18 protein-coding genes are annotated in these 14752 nt (G+C 69.3%); 8 read left to right on the top strand and 10 right to left on the bottom strand.

Annotated features, from left to right (window positions below):
• Window positions 1–52: 52 nt before the first annotated feature.
• The 3 genes from mshB (at window position 53) to ACQP2E_RS34900 (ending at window position 1965) form a co-directional block, all read left to right on the top strand.
• Window positions 53–931, top strand: coding sequence for an N-acetyl-1-D-myo-inositol-2-amino-2-deoxy-alpha-D-glucopyranoside deacetylase (gene mshB, locus ACQP2E_RS34910; protein ID WP_433827224.1), 879 nt, complete (start codon window positions 53–55; stop codon window positions 929–931).
• A complete protein-coding gene (locus ACQP2E_RS34905) occupies window positions 928–1431 on the top strand; it encodes a hypothetical protein (protein WP_433827223.1) in 504 nt (167 codons plus the stop codon). The genes mshB and ACQP2E_RS34905 overlap by 4 nt, the downstream gene beginning before the upstream one ends.
• A 66-nt stretch (window positions 1432–1497) precedes the next feature.
• Window positions 1498–1965: a hypothetical protein gene (locus tag ACQP2E_RS34900; RefSeq protein ID WP_433827222.1), complete on the top strand. Its 468-nt coding sequence runs from the start codon at window positions 1498–1500 to the stop codon at window positions 1963–1965.
• On the opposite strand, the gene ACQP2E_RS34895 is transcribed toward ACQP2E_RS34900, so the two are convergent.
• Window positions 1962–2924 (bottom strand): GNAT family N-acetyltransferase, encoded by a 963-nt coding sequence (locus ACQP2E_RS34895; RefSeq protein WP_433827221.1) that lies wholly within the window; start codon window positions 2922–2924, stop codon window positions 1962–1964. The genes ACQP2E_RS34900 and ACQP2E_RS34895 overlap by 4 nt on opposite strands.
• Window positions 2925–3006: 82 nt before the next feature.
• On the opposite strand from ACQP2E_RS34895, the gene fdxA reads away from it, so the two are divergent.
• The 4 genes from fdxA to ACQP2E_RS34875 are packed head-to-tail and all read left to right on the top strand — an operon-like array spanning window position 3007 to window position 6380.
• Window positions 3007–3333 (top strand): ferredoxin, encoded by a 327-nt coding sequence (gene fdxA, locus ACQP2E_RS34890; RefSeq protein ID WP_181557980.1) that lies wholly within the window; start codon window positions 3007–3009, stop codon window positions 3331–3333.
• The gene (gene dapC / locus ACQP2E_RS34885; RefSeq protein ID WP_433834184.1) at window positions 3330–4427 is read left to right on the top strand and encodes a succinyldiaminopimelate transaminase; all 1098 of its coding nucleotides are present in this window, start codon (window positions 3330–3332) and stop codon (window positions 4425–4427) included. The genes fdxA and dapC overlap by 4 nt, the downstream gene beginning before the upstream one ends.
• A gap of 5 nt (window positions 4428–4432) precedes the next feature.
• Window positions 4433–5098: an SIMPL domain-containing protein gene (locus ACQP2E_RS34880; RefSeq protein WP_433827220.1), complete on the top strand. Its 666-nt coding sequence runs from the start codon at window positions 4433–4435 to the stop codon at window positions 5096–5098.
• Window positions 5099–5132: 34 nt separating this feature from the next.
• A complete protein-coding gene (locus tag ACQP2E_RS34875; protein ID WP_433827219.1) occupies window positions 5133–6380 on the top strand; it encodes a DUF4407 domain-containing protein in 1248 nt (415 codons plus the stop codon).
• A gap of 43 nt (window positions 6381–6423) precedes the next feature.
• On the opposite strand, the gene ACQP2E_RS34870 is transcribed toward ACQP2E_RS34875, so the two are convergent.
• From ACQP2E_RS34870 to ACQP2E_RS34835, 8 genes are all read right to left on the bottom strand, one after another.
• On the bottom strand, window positions 6424–7062 hold the full coding sequence (locus ACQP2E_RS34870; protein ID WP_433827218.1) for a hypothetical protein: 639 nt from the start codon (window positions 7060–7062) through the stop codon (window positions 6424–6426).
• 580 nt (window positions 7063–7642) lie between these two features.
• Window positions 7643–8314 (bottom strand): hypothetical protein, encoded by a 672-nt coding sequence (locus tag ACQP2E_RS34865; protein ID WP_433827217.1) that lies wholly within the window; start codon window positions 8312–8314, stop codon window positions 7643–7645.
• 14 nt (window positions 8315–8328) lie between these two features.
• The gene (locus ACQP2E_RS34860; protein ID WP_433827216.1) at window positions 8329–8772 is read right to left on the bottom strand and encodes a hypothetical protein; all 444 of its coding nucleotides are present in this window, start codon (window positions 8770–8772) and stop codon (window positions 8329–8331) included.
• Window positions 8773–8788: 16 nt separating this feature from the next.
• Entirely contained in the window at window positions 8789–9073 is a 285-nt protein-coding gene (locus ACQP2E_RS34855; RefSeq protein WP_433827215.1) for a hypothetical protein, read from the bottom strand.
• 287 nt (window positions 9074–9360) lie between these two features.
• Entirely contained in the window at window positions 9361–9837 is a 477-nt protein-coding gene (locus ACQP2E_RS34850; RefSeq protein WP_433827214.1) for a hypothetical protein, read from the bottom strand.
• A 496-nt stretch (window positions 9838–10333) separates the two neighbouring features.
• A complete protein-coding gene (locus tag ACQP2E_RS34845) occupies window positions 10334–11077 on the bottom strand; it encodes a class I SAM-dependent methyltransferase (protein ID WP_433827213.1) in 744 nt (247 codons plus the stop codon).
• Between the two features lie 104 nt (window positions 11078–11181).
• A complete protein-coding gene (locus ACQP2E_RS34840; RefSeq protein WP_433827212.1) occupies window positions 11182–12234 on the bottom strand; it encodes a MerR family transcriptional regulator in 1053 nt (350 codons plus the stop codon).
• Window positions 12235–12269: 35 nt separating this feature from the next.
• Entirely contained in the window at window positions 12270–12869 is a 600-nt protein-coding gene (locus tag ACQP2E_RS34835; protein ID WP_433827211.1) for a LysE/ArgO family amino acid transporter, read from the bottom strand.
• 71 nt (window positions 12870–12940) lie between these two features.
• Here ACQP2E_RS34835 and ACQP2E_RS34830 point away from each other — a divergent pair, with 71 nt between their 5' ends.
• The gene (locus ACQP2E_RS34830; protein WP_433827210.1) at window positions 12941–13756 is read left to right on the top strand and encodes a LysR family transcriptional regulator ArgP; all 816 of its coding nucleotides are present in this window, start codon (window positions 12941–12943) and stop codon (window positions 13754–13756) included.
• Here ACQP2E_RS34830 and dapD read toward each other — a convergent pair whose 3' ends face one another.
• Window positions 13757–14704 carry a 2,3,4,5-tetrahydropyridine-2,6-dicarboxylate N-succinyltransferase gene (gene dapD / locus ACQP2E_RS34825; RefSeq protein WP_433827209.1) on the bottom strand — a complete coding sequence of 316 codons (948 nt, stop codon included), beginning with the start codon at window positions 14702–14704 and terminating at the stop codon, window positions 13757–13759.
• Window positions 14705–14752 lie beyond the last annotated feature (48 nt).

Here is a 14752-nt window from a genome sequence, read left to right as displayed (position 1 = left end):
ACCGCGGGCTCGTGCGGCGAGTTCGTCGGTGGTCGCGCGTACAGTATCGGCCGTGACTAACGAGTCCCTGCCCGCACGCCGACTGCTGCTGGTGCACGCGCACCCCGACGACGAGGTCATCGGCACCGGCGCCACCATGGCGCACTACGTCTCCGAGGGCGTGCACGTGACCCTGGTGACCTGCACCCTCGGTGAGGAAGGCGAGATCCACGTTCCCGAGCTGTCCCAGCTCGCCGCCGCGGAGGCCGACCAGCTCGGCGGTTACCGGCTCGTGGAGTGGCATCGGGCGTGTGCGGCCCTCGGCGTGACCGACCACCGGATCCTCGGCGGCCCTGGTCGTTACCGCGACTCCGGGATGATGGGCCTGCCGACCAACCAGCACCCGCGCGCCTTCTGGGGCGCCGGCCTGGACGAGGCGGCCGCCCACCTCGTGGAGATCATCCGTGAGGTCCGCCCGCAGGTGATGATCACGTACGACGAGAACGGCTTCTACGGTCACCCGGACCACATCCAGGCCCATCGGGTGGCGATGCGCGCCGCCGAGCTGGCCGGGGCGGACGGCCCGGAGAAGATCTACTGGAGCGCCATGCCGCTGAGCGTGATGCAGGACGGCATGGACGCGTTCCGCGAGTCCGAGGGCAACCCGTTCTCCGAGGTGGAGAAAGTGGAGGACCTGCCGTTCGGCACACCGGACGCGGAGATCGCCGCGCGGATCGACGGCACCGACCACTCGGCGAAAAAGACGGCGGCCATGCGCGCGCACGCGACCCAGATCCCGGACAACTCGTGGCTCTACGGCATCGCCGGCGACTTCGGCGGCGAGTTCATGGGCCTGGAGTACTACACACTGGTCAAGGGGGAGCGCGGCCCGGGCTCGGGTCCGTTCCAGTGGGAGGACGACCTGTTCGCGGGTCTGGAGATCAAAGAATGACTGTCGACGAAGCCACTGAGCAGCCCACTGTCGTGCCCCGCGAGCCGTGGGCCGGCTGGGACACGATCATCCGGGTCGCCGGCGTGGTGATCGCGGTCCTGGCCACCGTGATCACCGCGTTGATCGAGCTGGAGCTGACCACGCTGCGCTCCGGCGGCCTGGTCAGCCTGGCGAAAGGCAATTCACCCTGGGAGGGCGGCGGGGTGCTGATCCCGCTCGCCGTCCCGGTGGCGATCGGGGCGAACCTGGCGATCTGCTGGTTCGCCGTGACGGTGACCGGCCGGCGCTGGGGGCTGGGGCCGCCGTGGGCGCTCTGGACGCTGCTCATGCTGGCGGCGGCGGGCACCCGGACCACCGAGGGCGACTACCTTCTCAGCGAGACGAACTGGGTGGCGCTCGTGACGATCCTGACCGGCAGCCTCACCTACGCCGTCTACTCGTACAAAATGATCTTGAAGCCTGTTGTGGCAGCTGACAGCCGACTCTCAGGCAGCGTCTAGGAATCCACGCGTGTCATCCGCCAAGATGACCGGGACAACGAGTGGTCGTTTCCCCTGGAGGATGAGATGAGGCAGCAGCGCTGGTTCCGGATCGCGGTGCTGGCGGTCGGCTTGTTCGTGATCAATGCGGTCGCCCGGCTGGTGGTCCGCTTCGGTTTCGACGGCTCGGACACCGCACAGACCCGGGCGTCGATCACGATGTTCGCGCTCATCGGCCTGACCCTGGCGGCGCTCACCTTCGTCCGATCGCACGACGTCAAGCCGGAGACCTGGCTGCCCGAGATCGGCTTCGGCGCGCTGGGCGGCATGCTGCTGACCGTGCTGGCCGGGCCGTTCCTGAGCGGTAGCAGCCCGTTCACGAACGGGGCCGGCGACTTTTTCACCCAGGTCTGGATCTACGCGGCCTGCGCGATCGTCGGCGTCGCGCTCGGTTACGGCGTCTCGGTGGCGCTGGGCCGCGATTACCGCTCGCGCTCCCTCGCCGCGTTCACCCAGGCCCGCACCACCAGGCCGCGCCGGGTCGTCCGCCGCTAAGCCGTCGGCGCTTCGCGGGTCAGATAGGTGTGGTGGGTGCTGAACCCGAGCCGGTTGTACAGCGCCACCGCGCCCGCGTTCCGCTCCTCCACCTGCAGATAAGCGTGTGCCGACCCGCGCTGCGACGCCCACTGGGCGAGAGCGCGCACGACATGCGCGCCGAGGCCACGCCGGCGTGCGGCCGGCGCGGTCTGCAGCAGCGAGACGCCGAGCCACCGGTCCGGGCCGGTCACCGCGCCGCGGGCCACCGCCAGCAGCGATCCGTCCGCGTCCCGGACCTGGGCGAAAACCCTTTCCGGTACGCCGTTGAGAATGCGCAACGCCGTCCCGGGCAGGGCACCTTTGTGCTCAGCGACCATGGCGTACCAGTCGTCGGACGCGGTGTCGGCCAGGTCGACAGGTGGCAGGCCGGGCCGGGCCGGCGCCTCCAGCAGCGGCGCCAGATGCGTGGTCTGCACCAGCGTGAGATGCCGGGACGTCCAGCCGCGCTCGTCGAGGGCCGCGTTCACCGGCGCGGCGAGCGGCATCGGCGCGTTGATCAACGGTTGCTGGCCGCGCTCGGTGTACCAGCGGACCACCGCGTCGATCGCTTCCTCAAGCGTGCGGTCCGGGTCACCGACGGCCAGCGCCGAGTTGGCGCGGCCGGTCCAGTTGTCCGCGGCACGCAGGATCCAGCCGCCGAGCCGGGCGCGGACCGGCGCCGGCCAGGCCTCGTCGGCCGCGAGTTCCAGGGCGATCACCTGGGAGGCGACGGCGCGGCGGGCCGGCGGAACCCGTTTCGCCCGGTGCACCTCGCGCAGCGGCACGCGGACCGTACCCTTGGCGGTCGCGAGTGTGAGATCGGTCTCCGTCAGGTCGACCAATTCGCCGAGGGCATCCGTGAAGAGCGTGCGGTCACCGGTTACGCCTACAATTCGGCGTACCACCACCCGGTGTCCCACATCCTGTTGTCGGAGCACGCATTACCTCCCTCGGCGGGAATACTAGGCTCTGCAATTCGTCGTCGGCGGTTCTCGCGGCGTGGCTTTGAAGGGAAGACCCGTGACCTACATCATCGCTGAGCCCTGCGTCGATGTTCTCGACAAGGCATGCATCGAAGAGTGCCCTGTCGACTGCATCTACGAGGGCAACCGGATGCTCTACATCCACCCCGATGAGTGCGTCGACTGCGGTGCGTGTGAACCGGTCTGCCCGGTCGAGGCGATCTTCTACGAAGACGACGTCCCGGACCAGTGGAAGGACTACACCAACGCGAACTACGAGTTCTTCGAGGATCTCGGTTCGCCCGGTGGCGCCTCCAAGGTCGGCAAGATCGACAAGGACACCCCGTTCGTGATCTCGCAGCCTCCGCGTGGAGAAGGGCACTGAGCGCTCTGTCGTCGGCCCTGCCGGACTTCCCCTGGGACCTGCTGGAGCCGGCCAAGGCGATCGCCGCGGCGCATCCGGACGGCATCGTGGACCTCTCGGTCGGCACCCCTGTCGACCCGGTCCCGCAGGCCGTCCGGCAGGCCCTGGCGGACGCTTCCGACGCGCCCGGTTACCCGCTGACCGCCGGCACCCCGCGGCTGCGTGCCGCGATCGCCGGTTGGCTGGCCCGTGCCTGTGGCGCGTCCGGCGAGTTCGGCGTGCTGCCCACGATCGGCTCGAAAGAGCTGGTGGCCTGGCTGCCGACACTGCTCGGCGTCGGCCCTGGCGACGTCGTGGTGATCCCGTCCGTCTGCTACCCGACGTACGAGATGGGCGCCAAGCTGGCCGGCGCCGAGGTGATCCGCGCCGACTCGCTCACCGCGATCGGCCCTGATCGACGAGTAAAGCTGATCTGGATCAACTCGCCGTCCAACCCGACCGGCAAGGTGCTCCCCACGGACCACCTGCGCAAGGTGGTCGACTGGGGGCGTGAGCGCGGCGTCGTCGTGGTCAGCGACGAGTGCTACCTCTCGCTCGGCTGGGACACCAACCCGGTCTCGGTGCTGTCCGACGAGGTGACCGGGGGCGACTACACCGGTGTCCTCGCCGTGCACTCGCTCTCCAAACGCTCCAACCTGGCCGGTTACCGCGCCGGGTTCGTCGGTGGCGACCCGGCCCTGATCCGCGAGCTGCTGGCGGTCCGTAAGCACGCGGGCATGATCGTGCCGGCGCCGGTGCAGGCCGCCATGGTCGCGGCGCTCGACGACGAGGCGCACGTGGCCGAGCAGCGCGCCCGTTACGCGGCGCGCCGCGACATCCTGCGGACGGCGCTCACCAAGGCCGGCTTCGAGATCAGCCAGTCGGAAGCGGGCCTGTACCTCTGGTCCACCCGCGACGAGGACTGCTGGGCGACCGTCGACGCGCTGGCCCGCCGGGGCATCCTGGCCGCGCCCGGCGCGTTCTACGGTCCCGCGGCGGCCAAGCACGTGCGGATCGCCCTGACCGCGACCGACGAGCGGGTGGCCGCTGCCGCCGGCCGGCTCGCGGACTGGTGACAGCGATGGCTCCCGGCAGCGCTCCGATCGTGGTGGTTCACGGCGAGGCGCTCCGGGAGATCCCGCCCGAGCTGGCGGTCTTCTCGGTGACGGTGTCCGCCTCGGACCGCGACAAGACGGCCGTGGTCACTCGCCTGACCCGTCGGGCCTCCGAGGTCGGCGAGATCCTTGACCGGTTCGGCACGTCGATCGAGCGCCGGGAAACCACCGGCGTGCAGGTGAACGCCGACTTCAATCGGCGCGGCGAGCGAGCCCAGCGATATTCGGGCACCGTCACGACCACCGTCACCGTGTCCGATTTTGATCCGCTCGGCGATCTGCTTGCGCAGCTCGCCTCAGGCGAGCAGACGGCGGTGGCCGGGCCTTGGTGGCAGCTGCGGCCAGGCGGTCGGCCAGGAGCTGAGGTACGCCGGGAGGCCGTCACCGACGCACTGGAGCGAGCCCGTGAGTACGCCGATGCCGTCGGCGCCCGGGTGGACCGGATCGTCGAGATCGCCGACGCCGAGGCGGGTGGCGGCGGGCACCCGATGATGATGCGAGCGGCCTCCTTCGAGATGGCCGACGAGGGCTTCACGCTGTTCCCGCAGGCGCAGACCGTGTCGGCCCGGGTCCGGCTCACGGTCACCATCACCGAGCCGTCCGTGCTGGGGAGCGATCCCGCCGTTTCCTGAACGGTCCGACGGCCTTTCGGCAAGACTCGACCGCATGCGCACGGGCCTCGGCCACCTGCTGCTGCGGGTGGCGAACGTGAATCCGCGAAGCGTGACCACACATTCGGATCGCGTCCTGTACCGCTCGATCGGCGTCTTCATCCTTCTGTACTTCGTTTATGCGACCGTCGGCGGCGCCGCCTTCATCGACGCCAGCACCGGTTACGCCCACCCCTGGTATCAGTGGCTGGTCGGCCCGCTGGTGGCGATCGGCGTGGTGGCGTACGACCGCAGCGTGGTGGGCCGGGTCGCGGTCAACTACGAGCGGCTCGACTCGCCCGATCCGCGGCACCTGCTGCGGCCGCCGACGCTCGGGCTCTATCTGGGCCGGGTCGGGCTGGCGCTGCTGTTCGCCGTGGTGATCACCGAGCCGTTGATGCTGGCCCGGTACCGGGGTGAGATCGACGCCCGGCTCGCCACGGTCCACGGTGCTCAGAGGGAGCGGCTGGACGCGGATGGGCCGGTTGGCGCGTACACGGCCCGTCTCGCCGAGCTGCGCCGGGACACCGTGCGCGAGGACACCGAGGTACGGGCACTGACCGACCGGGCCGCCGGTAAACGCGACGACGCCCAGCTGCTGTACCGGCAGGCGCTCGCCGACGCGGGCGGCCGTGGCGTCACCCGCAGTCCGGGCTGCCCGCGCGGTGGGTACTGCCACCAGCTGGTGCAGCGTTCCCGCCGGCTGGACGACCAGGCGCTCGCCCTGGACCGGCAGGCGGCCGCACTGCAGAAGCAGCAGCGGACGGCTCGGGCGCAGCGGGCCGCCGAGCAGGTGCGGCTCGGTGAACAGATCAGCGCGGAGCAGGCGGCGAACGCGGCTGTGGTGCGTGGGGACTCGGGGTTCGGTGCGCGTACCGCTGCGATATGGAATTTGATCTTGGCCGATTTCTGGGGAGTCGGCCTCTTCTACTTCGGCATCGCGCTGCTGCTCGTGGCGCTGGACTGTGCGGCGGTCGCGCTGAAGTTCGTGTCCCGGGGCAACGCTTACGAGCGGTCCGAGGCGCGCGCGGCACGACTGCGCGAACACGAGGCGTCACTCATTCACGAGCGGGAGATCCACGACGCCCGCACGTACGGTGACGCCACCGCCAAGGTGATCGCCGACGGCATCGAGGCGGCCAGCCACGACGACGGCCTGGTGCAGGCCGCGACCGAGCATGCGCGAATCGTGCTGCACACGGCCGTCGTGGTCGACCCGTCCACCATGGAAAATCCGGTGACGCGCCACCGCGTCAGCATTTGAGCCAGGGGCGGACGGCTTCTGGGCTGGGCGGACGGCTTCTGGGCTAGGGGCGGATGGCTTCGGCTCGCATCGGGACGCTGTAGGACGCGCCCTTGCATGCGGCCTGGCCGCCGGCCCGCACCGACAGCGCGCCATCCAGGACGAACGCCCCGACGGTGTTCCGCGGGATCTCCCAGGAGACCGGGAAGACGTCCTGGCTGATCCGCACCCGAGGCGCCGAACAGCCGGCGTCGCGATGCGTGTCGTCAGCCATCGCCCGCCCGGCGCCCGGCCGGATCGCGGTGATCCGGATCGGCACCGGATGCTGGTTGGTCACGGTGACCGTGAGATCGCCGGAGGGGTCGTCCGGGTCCGAGGTGCCGTTCAGCGCCATGGCGAACGTGACACCGGCCGTGACCGAGTGCGCCGCGGTCGGCTCGTCCGGCTGGTTGAACCGCCAGTACGCCCAGGCCGCGCCCGCGTTCGCCAGCAGCGCGGCGACCGCGGCGGCGGTGAGGATCATCCGGGCCCGCCGGTCGAACCGCCGCCGGGGTGTGCCGGGGCGGTGCACCTCCCACGTCGGTTCCTCGTGGTCGGCCGGGTCCAGCTCGATGTTCGCCCGCGGCGGCTTGCCGTCGCCGTGACCACGGTGGGGCCGGCCGCCGCCCTCATGAAGGTTCGTCAGAACGTCCCGCCGATTCACGGGGCAGCCTTCGCGGCGGCAGCCGCCGGTGGTTCGCTCACGTGGGACATAGCGGCTCGCTCCTCCTCGAAGGCCGGTGGGAAAACGCCGTGTCCGGCGCTCATACAACGTTCCCCGATAGAGATGTCCGATGTGATCGGTTTTCCGTTTGCCCTTCCAGTGCATAAATCGGACAGGTATGCCTATACGGTTTAACCCGCCCGAGTGATGACATCGTGCTACTCCACTGCCTCCGGCCTGCGACGACGCCCATCCGCACCCGTCCTGCCCAGCCCGAACACCACACATAGCGAGCGACCGCCGCTGACTCAAATCAGCGGCGGTCGAGGGGATCGCCGACCGGCGGCGACCAGAGGGGCGGATGCGCACACGCCCCACTCATAGATCTTGTGGAACTCCCCGCAAACGGTCCCCCCAACTCCACGAGATCCACGGGGCTTTTCGATACGAGATCCGCAGGGGTTTTTGGATACGAGATCCGCGGGGGTTTTTGGATACGAGATCCGCGGGGGGTTTTTCGATCTTGTGGAGTTGGGCGCAAACGGGTCGGCCAATTCCACAAGATCGAAGCTGAGCCGGCTCATCCAGTGGTCGTTGCCGGAGCCTCTGGCGAGGGCGACTCTGCGGTGGTCGGCGCGGTAGTGATCGCTTCGGGGCTGCTGGTCACCGGCGCCGGCGACGGGGAGGACGCGATCGGCGCCGGTGAGACTGTGGTTTCGGTGGTTTCGGCCGGGGCCGCTGCGGTCGGCTGGGTGGTCACCGTCTCGACGCGGGCCTCTTCGGCCGGGACCGCCACCGCGGCCTTCTTCTTGACCTTCGGAGCGAGCGGGGCGTCCACGCTCGGCGTACCGACCCGGACGGGCTTGCTGTGCGGGCTCAGTGGGCCGGTCCAGCGAGTGCCCGCCACGGCGTTTACCAGGTAAACGATCTTCTGCTCCGCTGGGGCCTGCTCATCCGAGCAGGTCAGCGTGCCGGTTGGCGCAGTACAGGCCACCGCGTCAACCTTGTCGTCGATCCGCCGGGTAACGACATAACCGCCGACCGGCCGACCGGACTCGAAGGTGACTGCGGTCCACGAGATCCGCGGAACACCCTTCGCGGGCACCTCGACGCCGGGCTTGCCGACCTCCGGCATCTGTTCGGCGCGCGCGGTCGCCCGGCCGGAGCTGCCGCCGACGTTCCAGTCCGCCCAGGCCGCGAGGCCGGCACCCGCAGCGAGGGTGCCGGCCACACCGGCCACGAGAATCGCCATCGTTGATCGCCGTTTCATCGGCCGGCCTTCCTGGCACGCGCGATGATCCGCAGCCGGAACGTCGTGCGCTGACAGTCATCGGCCACCGAATTCGGCATCCGCAGCTCAAACTCACCCGCGGCTTTCTTCTTCCCCGCTGACACGGTCAGCGGCAACTTCCCGAGATGCTGCCCGACCTGCAAATTCGCCGCGATCGCCCGGCAGCTCCGCTTCGACGTCGACGCGAGGCGAGCCTCAAGCGACCGAACCTCGATCGGAAACGGATAGGGATTGGTCACGGTCAAGCGGGTGCGCTTTCGCGCACCAGGATAAAGATCTTTCACAGGGGTCGAACTCACATCGAACGTGAGGGCCGAGTGCTGCGAGACCTCCTCGGACCCAACCTCTTCGGTACGCGCCCCAACCGCCACCCAAGCACAAACAACAGCCGTCACGGCCGCGCCAAGGCTCTTCAGCAACAGCGGAGAATGCAGATCAACTCGCATTGCTCTGGCCCGTCAGGGTGAGTGGCACCGAGAAAATCGCGCCTTGGCAGGCGGAGTGCGAAGCATTGGTCATTTTGATCGAAATCGGCAGCCGGAATTTGGCGCTGGACCTAGCCGGCACCGGCCAAGCAACTGAGAAAGGCGAGCCGACCAGAACCACGCCGGTCTGAATACAACCCGCGTTCCGATGCGCGACATCGGCGCTGACGCCGGCTGCTCCAGGGCGAACGGTTGCCACCCGCACAGGAAAGCGATTGTCATTGCGAATAGTCACATAGAGATCCCGAGTGGCACCTGGGACCAAAGGCGTTACCGGGTCAGTGACTCCGGTGGCGATCAAGTTGACGGGTGACCCTGCAGTGGCAGTGCCGGTTCCGCTGCCGCCCAGGCTCCAATAGGCCCAGGCGGCGCTGCCGCTTGCTACCAGTGCGATCGCAAGGGCTACGCCCGCCATGGACCTGGCTCGCAGCGTGGATCCGAACACCTTGCTGCTCCCTACCTAGAGTTGATAGATCGACGAGCAAGCCGGAGGGACGCGTTGGCGCCCCTCCGGCCGAACGGTCAGGAAGCGGCGCTATCCGCGCCCACCGTGGCGGTGAACGAGAAGGTGGCGGCCTGGCATTCCTCCGCCGCGTTGCCGACCATCCTCAGCGCTTCGACGTGGGTGATGGGGCCCGTTCCCGGAGCAGTCGAGGTCGCTGCCGGAACAATGACGCCTGTCGGGATGGCAGCGCCAGTCGCCACGATGTTGGACCCAGCGCAATCGCCGTTGTTGCTGCTGAAACCGCTGTAGCTGATGGAGGTGACGACGACCGGGAACTTGTTCGGGTTCGTCAGGGTCAGGGTGACGTCGGTTTTGGTGCCCGGGACCAGCGGAGTCGTGCTGACGCCCGCAACGGAGAGCGTTTGGACAGTGCCGGCAGAAGCTGTGGCCGTGCCGCTGCCACCGAGGCTCCAGGCGGCGTAAGCCGCGCCGCCGCCGACAGCCACGACGCCTGCGGTGATCAGGGCGACGGAACGCTTGGTGAACTTGCGCATGGGATGTTCCTCCTGGAACGGATCAGCTTGCGCTCGGAAAACCCCGTAACCGAGTCGCGGGAGCGACCAACTCGGGGTGAGCGTCGTTGTTCGGGTGTTCCGGGAGCCGTTCAGGCATCCCGGTGCTGGGACAAAGATGACGGAACGCCCCGAACGCCGCGATAGGCCGTATCGACCGCCTCTTGCGTGCAAATCGGCTGCCGGGCCAGACCGATTCGCTTACCCCGTAAGCGTGACGAATTCGTTCAGGTCGCTCCCAGTGAACCCTCAGCTAGATCCACCGGAGCCGGTGCGAGCAGCGGGCTGGGTGGTGGGCACAGACTGGCTGAGGCATCAAGCCGGGCCGAAGCGAAGCAACGCCGAAACGCCTCCGAATCGGCCTTCAGTGAGCGCGAAACGTGAAGCGATCATGTGAAACGGAGAAAGTAAAGAAGATATTTTCCGGGTAGCAAACACCAAAGGGTTAACGCCGGATCCCCTGAAAGAGGCTTGCGCCTTACGCCTCTGTCGGCCGCTCGGCCTGGACGAGGAACCGGTGCGCTCGCGCCGTGAATTCGCCCCGGGCACGGATCGCGGCGCCGAGGCGGGCCAGCGCTCGTTCGTACCGCTGGGTGGAGAAGTCGCGGATCTGCCAGGGCACCGTGCGCAGCTGATGGACCACCGCGGTGATGTCGCGGAAGACCACCGGCGGGTGCTCCTCGCGCACGTCGGTGACGCGCAACCCGGCAGCCCGCAGCGAGTCCGCCGCGACCTCGGCGTCCCACCGTCGCGGATGCGGTGGCGGGGCGCCGAGTTCGACGTTCAGATCAGCGAGGTCGTCGCTGCCCACCTGCTGGGTGAGCACGACGCCGCCGGGCTTGAGCAGGCGGGCGATGTCCGGTGACGGCAGGCGGCCGTGCCGGCTGAGGACCAGGTCGAACTCGTTCTCCCCGGCCGGCAGCTCGGTGTGCACCGGGACGCCGAACGGGCCGAGGCGGGCGGCCGCGGCCGGGGTGTTGCGGGCCCAGCTCTCCACCGCGACGGTGTGCGCAGGCAGGGGCGCCAGCTCGGCGAGCAGCTCGCCGCCGCCGGTGTCCAGGTCGAGCACGCTGGCGGACCGGCGAACCAGAGGGCGGGCCAGCTCCGGGTACGACCAGGACGGCTCGGACTCCACGGCCAGGCCGTCCAGCCAGGCGAACTCCCACCCGGTCATGGACGCGCCGGTAGCCGCGGCGTTGAGTTCGTCCTCCCGGTTGCGCACGTGACGAAAAGTAGCCGGGCCACGGGCCGATGAGCGACTTGATCACGACTCCCATGCGGTACCGGTGCCGGACTGTGTCTGAACGGTTACCAGCGAAGGCGTACCTAGGGGCGAACGGGCATCAGCAGGGAAAATCGGGTGTCGTCCCCCTGAATCCGGACGGCGAGCGGCAGCAGCGGTCCGTCCAGCTCCAGCACCAGCTGCCCGGGTCCACCAGCGTCGATGGCTTGCAGCAGGAACTCGCGGTTCACCGCGACATGCGCGTCGGCATTCGCCTCCCACTCGCTCTGGGTGACCAGGCGCAGGCTCCCTGCCTGGTCCAGACCGATCACCGAGACCGGGTACGCGTGACCGTCGTGCTCCTTCGGCACCACCGGGGCCGCCGCCACCTGCTCCCGCAGGACAGCCGTGTCGACGGGGATCTGCCGGGTCTGCTCGCCGGCCACCGAGATGAGGCGCTGGTAATCCGGGAAGTCCATGTCGATCGGCTTGCCCTCGACGACCGTGTCGCCGGCCTGTGCCCGTACCCGGTCGGCGGTCAGGTCCAGGGTGACCGGGCCGGCCGGCAGGCCGGCCAGGTCGTCCGCCAGGTCCAGGGGCAGGAACAGCCGGGCCGGCGGCCCCTCGACCCCGGCCGGGACCGAGGCGACGGCGAGCCGGTAACGGTCGGTCGTGACAAGGGTCAGCCGGGCGTCGCCGGTCTCGAACAGCACGCCGGCCGGGATCGGGTCGGTGGCGTCCGCCGCGGCGAAACGGACTGCGCCGAGGGCGGCGGCCAGGGCGGTGGTGGGCAGGGTGATCCGGGTCATCAGGTTCTCCTCCAGGTCGAGCAGCGCGTGCAGACGAAGGAGCTCACGACGGGCGTCGGCGAGACCGGCCTCCAATCGGGCCAAGTGGGCGTCCAGCTTCTCGCGTACCGAAGCGGGGTCGGGAAGGTCTTGGACCGCTTGCGCGATGTCCGCGACCGGCATGCCCACTCGCCGTAGCCCGGCGATGAGCCGGGCCGCTTTGATCTGACCGGCGGTGTACCGGCGATAGCCGGTGGCCGGATCCACGACGGCCGGGACCAGTACGCCCGCGCCGTCGTAGAAGCGCAGCGCGCTGACGCTCAAACCGCTCGCCCGCGCCGCCTCGCCGATGCCTCGTGTGTCGCTCACGTCGTCAGACCTTGCTGTCTCGACCTGCTGGAGAGTCAAGCTTGCAGGATCAGCGTGATGCCGAGAGCCGCCATCACCAGGGCGATCACGCCGTCCAGCACCCGCCATGCGGACGGGCGGGCCAGCAGTGGAGCCAGCCGCTGCGCGCCGATGCCCAGCGCGACGAACCAGACCAGGCTGGCCGTGGCCGCGCCGAGTCCGAAGAGCCAGCGGTGTGGGTGTTGCTGGGCGATCGAGCCGAGCAACAGCACAGTGTCCAGGTAGACGTGCGGGTTGAGGTAGGTGAGCGCCAGGCAGGTGAGAAGCGTGGCGCGGAGCGTGGCCGGCGGTTTCCCGGCGACTTCGAGGCGCTGCGGGCGCAGAGCGCGGCGCGCGGCCAGCACGGCGTAACCGAGGAGGAAGGCCGCGCCGAACCAGCGGATCGCGGTGACCAGGCCGGGCTGTGCGTTGATCACCGCGCCGAGTCCGGCGATGCCCGCGAGGATCAGCGCGAGGTCGGAGAAGGCACAGGTCAGGACCACCGGGAGCACGTGTTCGCGACGCAGCCCCTGACGCAGGACGAACGCGTTCTGGGCGCCGATGGCGAGGATGAGCACGGCGGAGGCGGCGAAGCCGGCCAGTGCGGAGGTGAGCATGGTGAGACGGTATTTTTCTCTGACGGATCAGTCCAGCTAAAGATTCTGACTATGGATTAGCGTTGCTTAACGTGGACCAGATTCAGCTCGCTACGTTCCAGGCGGTTGTCGAGCAGGGCAGCTTCGAGGCGGCCGCGCGGGCGCTGCACGTCACCCCGTCGGCGGTCAGTCAGCGGATCAAGGCCCTCGAACAGTCGGTCGGTCAGGTGCTGGTCCGCCGCGGCAAGCCGTGCACCGCGACCACGGCCGGGCAGGCGCTGGTCCGGTTCGCCGGGCAGGTGGCGCTGCTGGAGCAGGAGGCCCTCGGGCAGGCCCGGGACGGCAGCCGGCTCTCCGTGGTGGTCAACGCGGACTCGCTGAACACCTGGTTCCTGCCGGTGCTGACAGCGGTGCCGGACGTCCGGTTCGAACTGCATATCGATGATCAGGATCACTCGGCCGAGCTGCTGCGGACCGGGCAGGCGATGGCCGCGGTGACCGCGGATCGGGTGGCGGTGCAGGGGTGCCGGGTGGAGAGCCTCGGGGTGATGCGGTACCTGGCCGTCGCCGCTTTTCCTGTTGATGATGTTGAACGTGCCCCGGTCGTCGTCTACAACCGGAAGGACGAGTTGCAGCAGCGGTTCCTGGGCTCGCGGCGGTTGCCGCCGGCACACTACGTGCCCGCTGCGGCGTCGTTCGAGGAGGCGATCCGGCAGGGGCTCGGCTGGGGGATGATGCCGGAGCAGCACGCGCTTCCGGATCTCGCGGCGGGCCGGCTGGTCGAGGTGATGCCGGGGCGATTCCTGGACGTGCCGCTGTACTGGCAGCGCTGGAAGATCGAGTCTCGGGTCCTGGAGACACTGACGGCCGCCGTGCGAACGGCGGCCGTCAGTTCGTTGCGTTCTTGATCAGTCGTTGGTGTGCAGCGCGCTGTTCAGCTCGATGCCGGTGCCCTTGCGGGGCTTCGCCTCCAGGGCGCCGGAGAGCGAGTTGCGCCAGAACAGGAGATTGTTCACACCGGACAGCTCGATGGCCTTCACCACACGGCCGTCGGGCAGCGAGATCTTGGAGGCGGCGGTGATGTAGACGCCGGCCTCGACCACGCAGTCGTCGCCGAGCGAGATGCCGACACCCGCGTTCGCGCCGAGCAGGCTGCGCTCGCCGATGCGGACCTTCTCCTTGCCGCCGCCGGAGAGGGTGCCCATGATCGACGATCCGCCGCCGATGTCCGCGCCGTCGCCGACCACCACGCCCTGCACGATCCGGCCCTCGACCATCGAGGTGCCGAGCGTACCGGCGTTGAAGTTGACGAATCCCTCCTGCATGATCGTCGTGCCGGAGGCCAGGTGGGCGCCGAGGCGTACCCGGTCGGCGTCGGCGATCCGGACGCCCGAGGGCACCACGTAATCGGTCATCCGCGGGAACTTGTCCACGCCGTACACACTCAGCTGGCGGCCGGCGGCGCGCTCCAGGAAGCGCAGCTCGTCGACCCGCTCCGGCGGGCACGGGCCGGCCGTGGTCCAGGCCACGTTCGCCAGCTTGCCGAAGACACCGTCCAGGTTCAGAGCGTTCGGCTGGACCAGCCGGTGCGAGAGCAGGTGCAGGCGAAGGTACGCGTCCGAGGCGTCGGTGATCGGGTCGGCCAGTGACTTGATCACCGTGCGGACCTCGACCGTGGAGAGGCCGGGCAGCAGTTTCGGGCCGGTCAGCCCGGCCGGCAGCGCCGGAACGTCGGCGGGCTCCTCGCCGAGGCCCAGATATCCGCCGGGGAACCAGGTGTCGAGCACCTGTCCCTCAGCGGTCACGGTGGCGAGGCCGATGCCCCAGGCGGGCGAGGTCGAGATCGCGGTTTCCACGACCGGAACCCTACCGGACCGTAACGAGGCAACGGCGGGCTCGTGGAA

This window comes from Actinoplanes sp. CA-015351 (assembly GCF_050955685.1).
GTDB lineage: Bacteria > Actinomycetota > Actinomycetes > Mycobacteriales > Micromonosporaceae > Actinoplanes.
The sequence above is the reverse complement of the archived record's forward strand: the minus strand, read 5'-3'. Positions and strand labels throughout refer to the sequence as shown.

Bases quoted from the DNA above. Each gene is read 5' to 3' on its own strand.
- ACQP2E_RS34880 (WP_433827220.1), top strand. From the start codon at position 4,433: ATGGCTCCCGGCAGCGCTCCGATCGTGGTGGTTCACGGCGAGGCGCTC.
- ACQP2E_RS34900 (WP_433827222.1), top strand. From the start codon at position 1,498: ATGAGGCAGCAGCGCTGGTTCCGGATCGCGGTGCTGGCGGTCGGCTTG.
- ACQP2E_RS34905 (WP_433827223.1), top strand. From the start codon at position 928: ATGACTGTCGACGAAGCCACTGAGCAGCCCACTGTCGTGCCCCGCGAG.
- ACQP2E_RS34850 (WP_433827214.1), bottom strand. From the start codon at position 9,837: ATGCGCAAGTTCACCAAGCGTTCCGTCGCCCTGATCACCGCAGGCGTC.
- ACQP2E_RS34875 (WP_433827219.1), top strand. From the start codon at position 5,133: ATGCGCACGGGCCTCGGCCACCTGCTGCTGCGGGTGGCGAACGTGAAT.
- ACQP2E_RS34865 (WP_433827217.1), bottom strand. From the start codon at position 8,314: ATGGCGATTCTCGTGGCCGGTGTGGCCGGCACCCTCGCTGCGGGTGCC.
- ACQP2E_RS34835 (WP_433827211.1), bottom strand. From the start codon at position 12,869: ATGCTCACCTCCGCACTGGCCGGCTTCGCCGCCTCCGCCGTGCTCATC.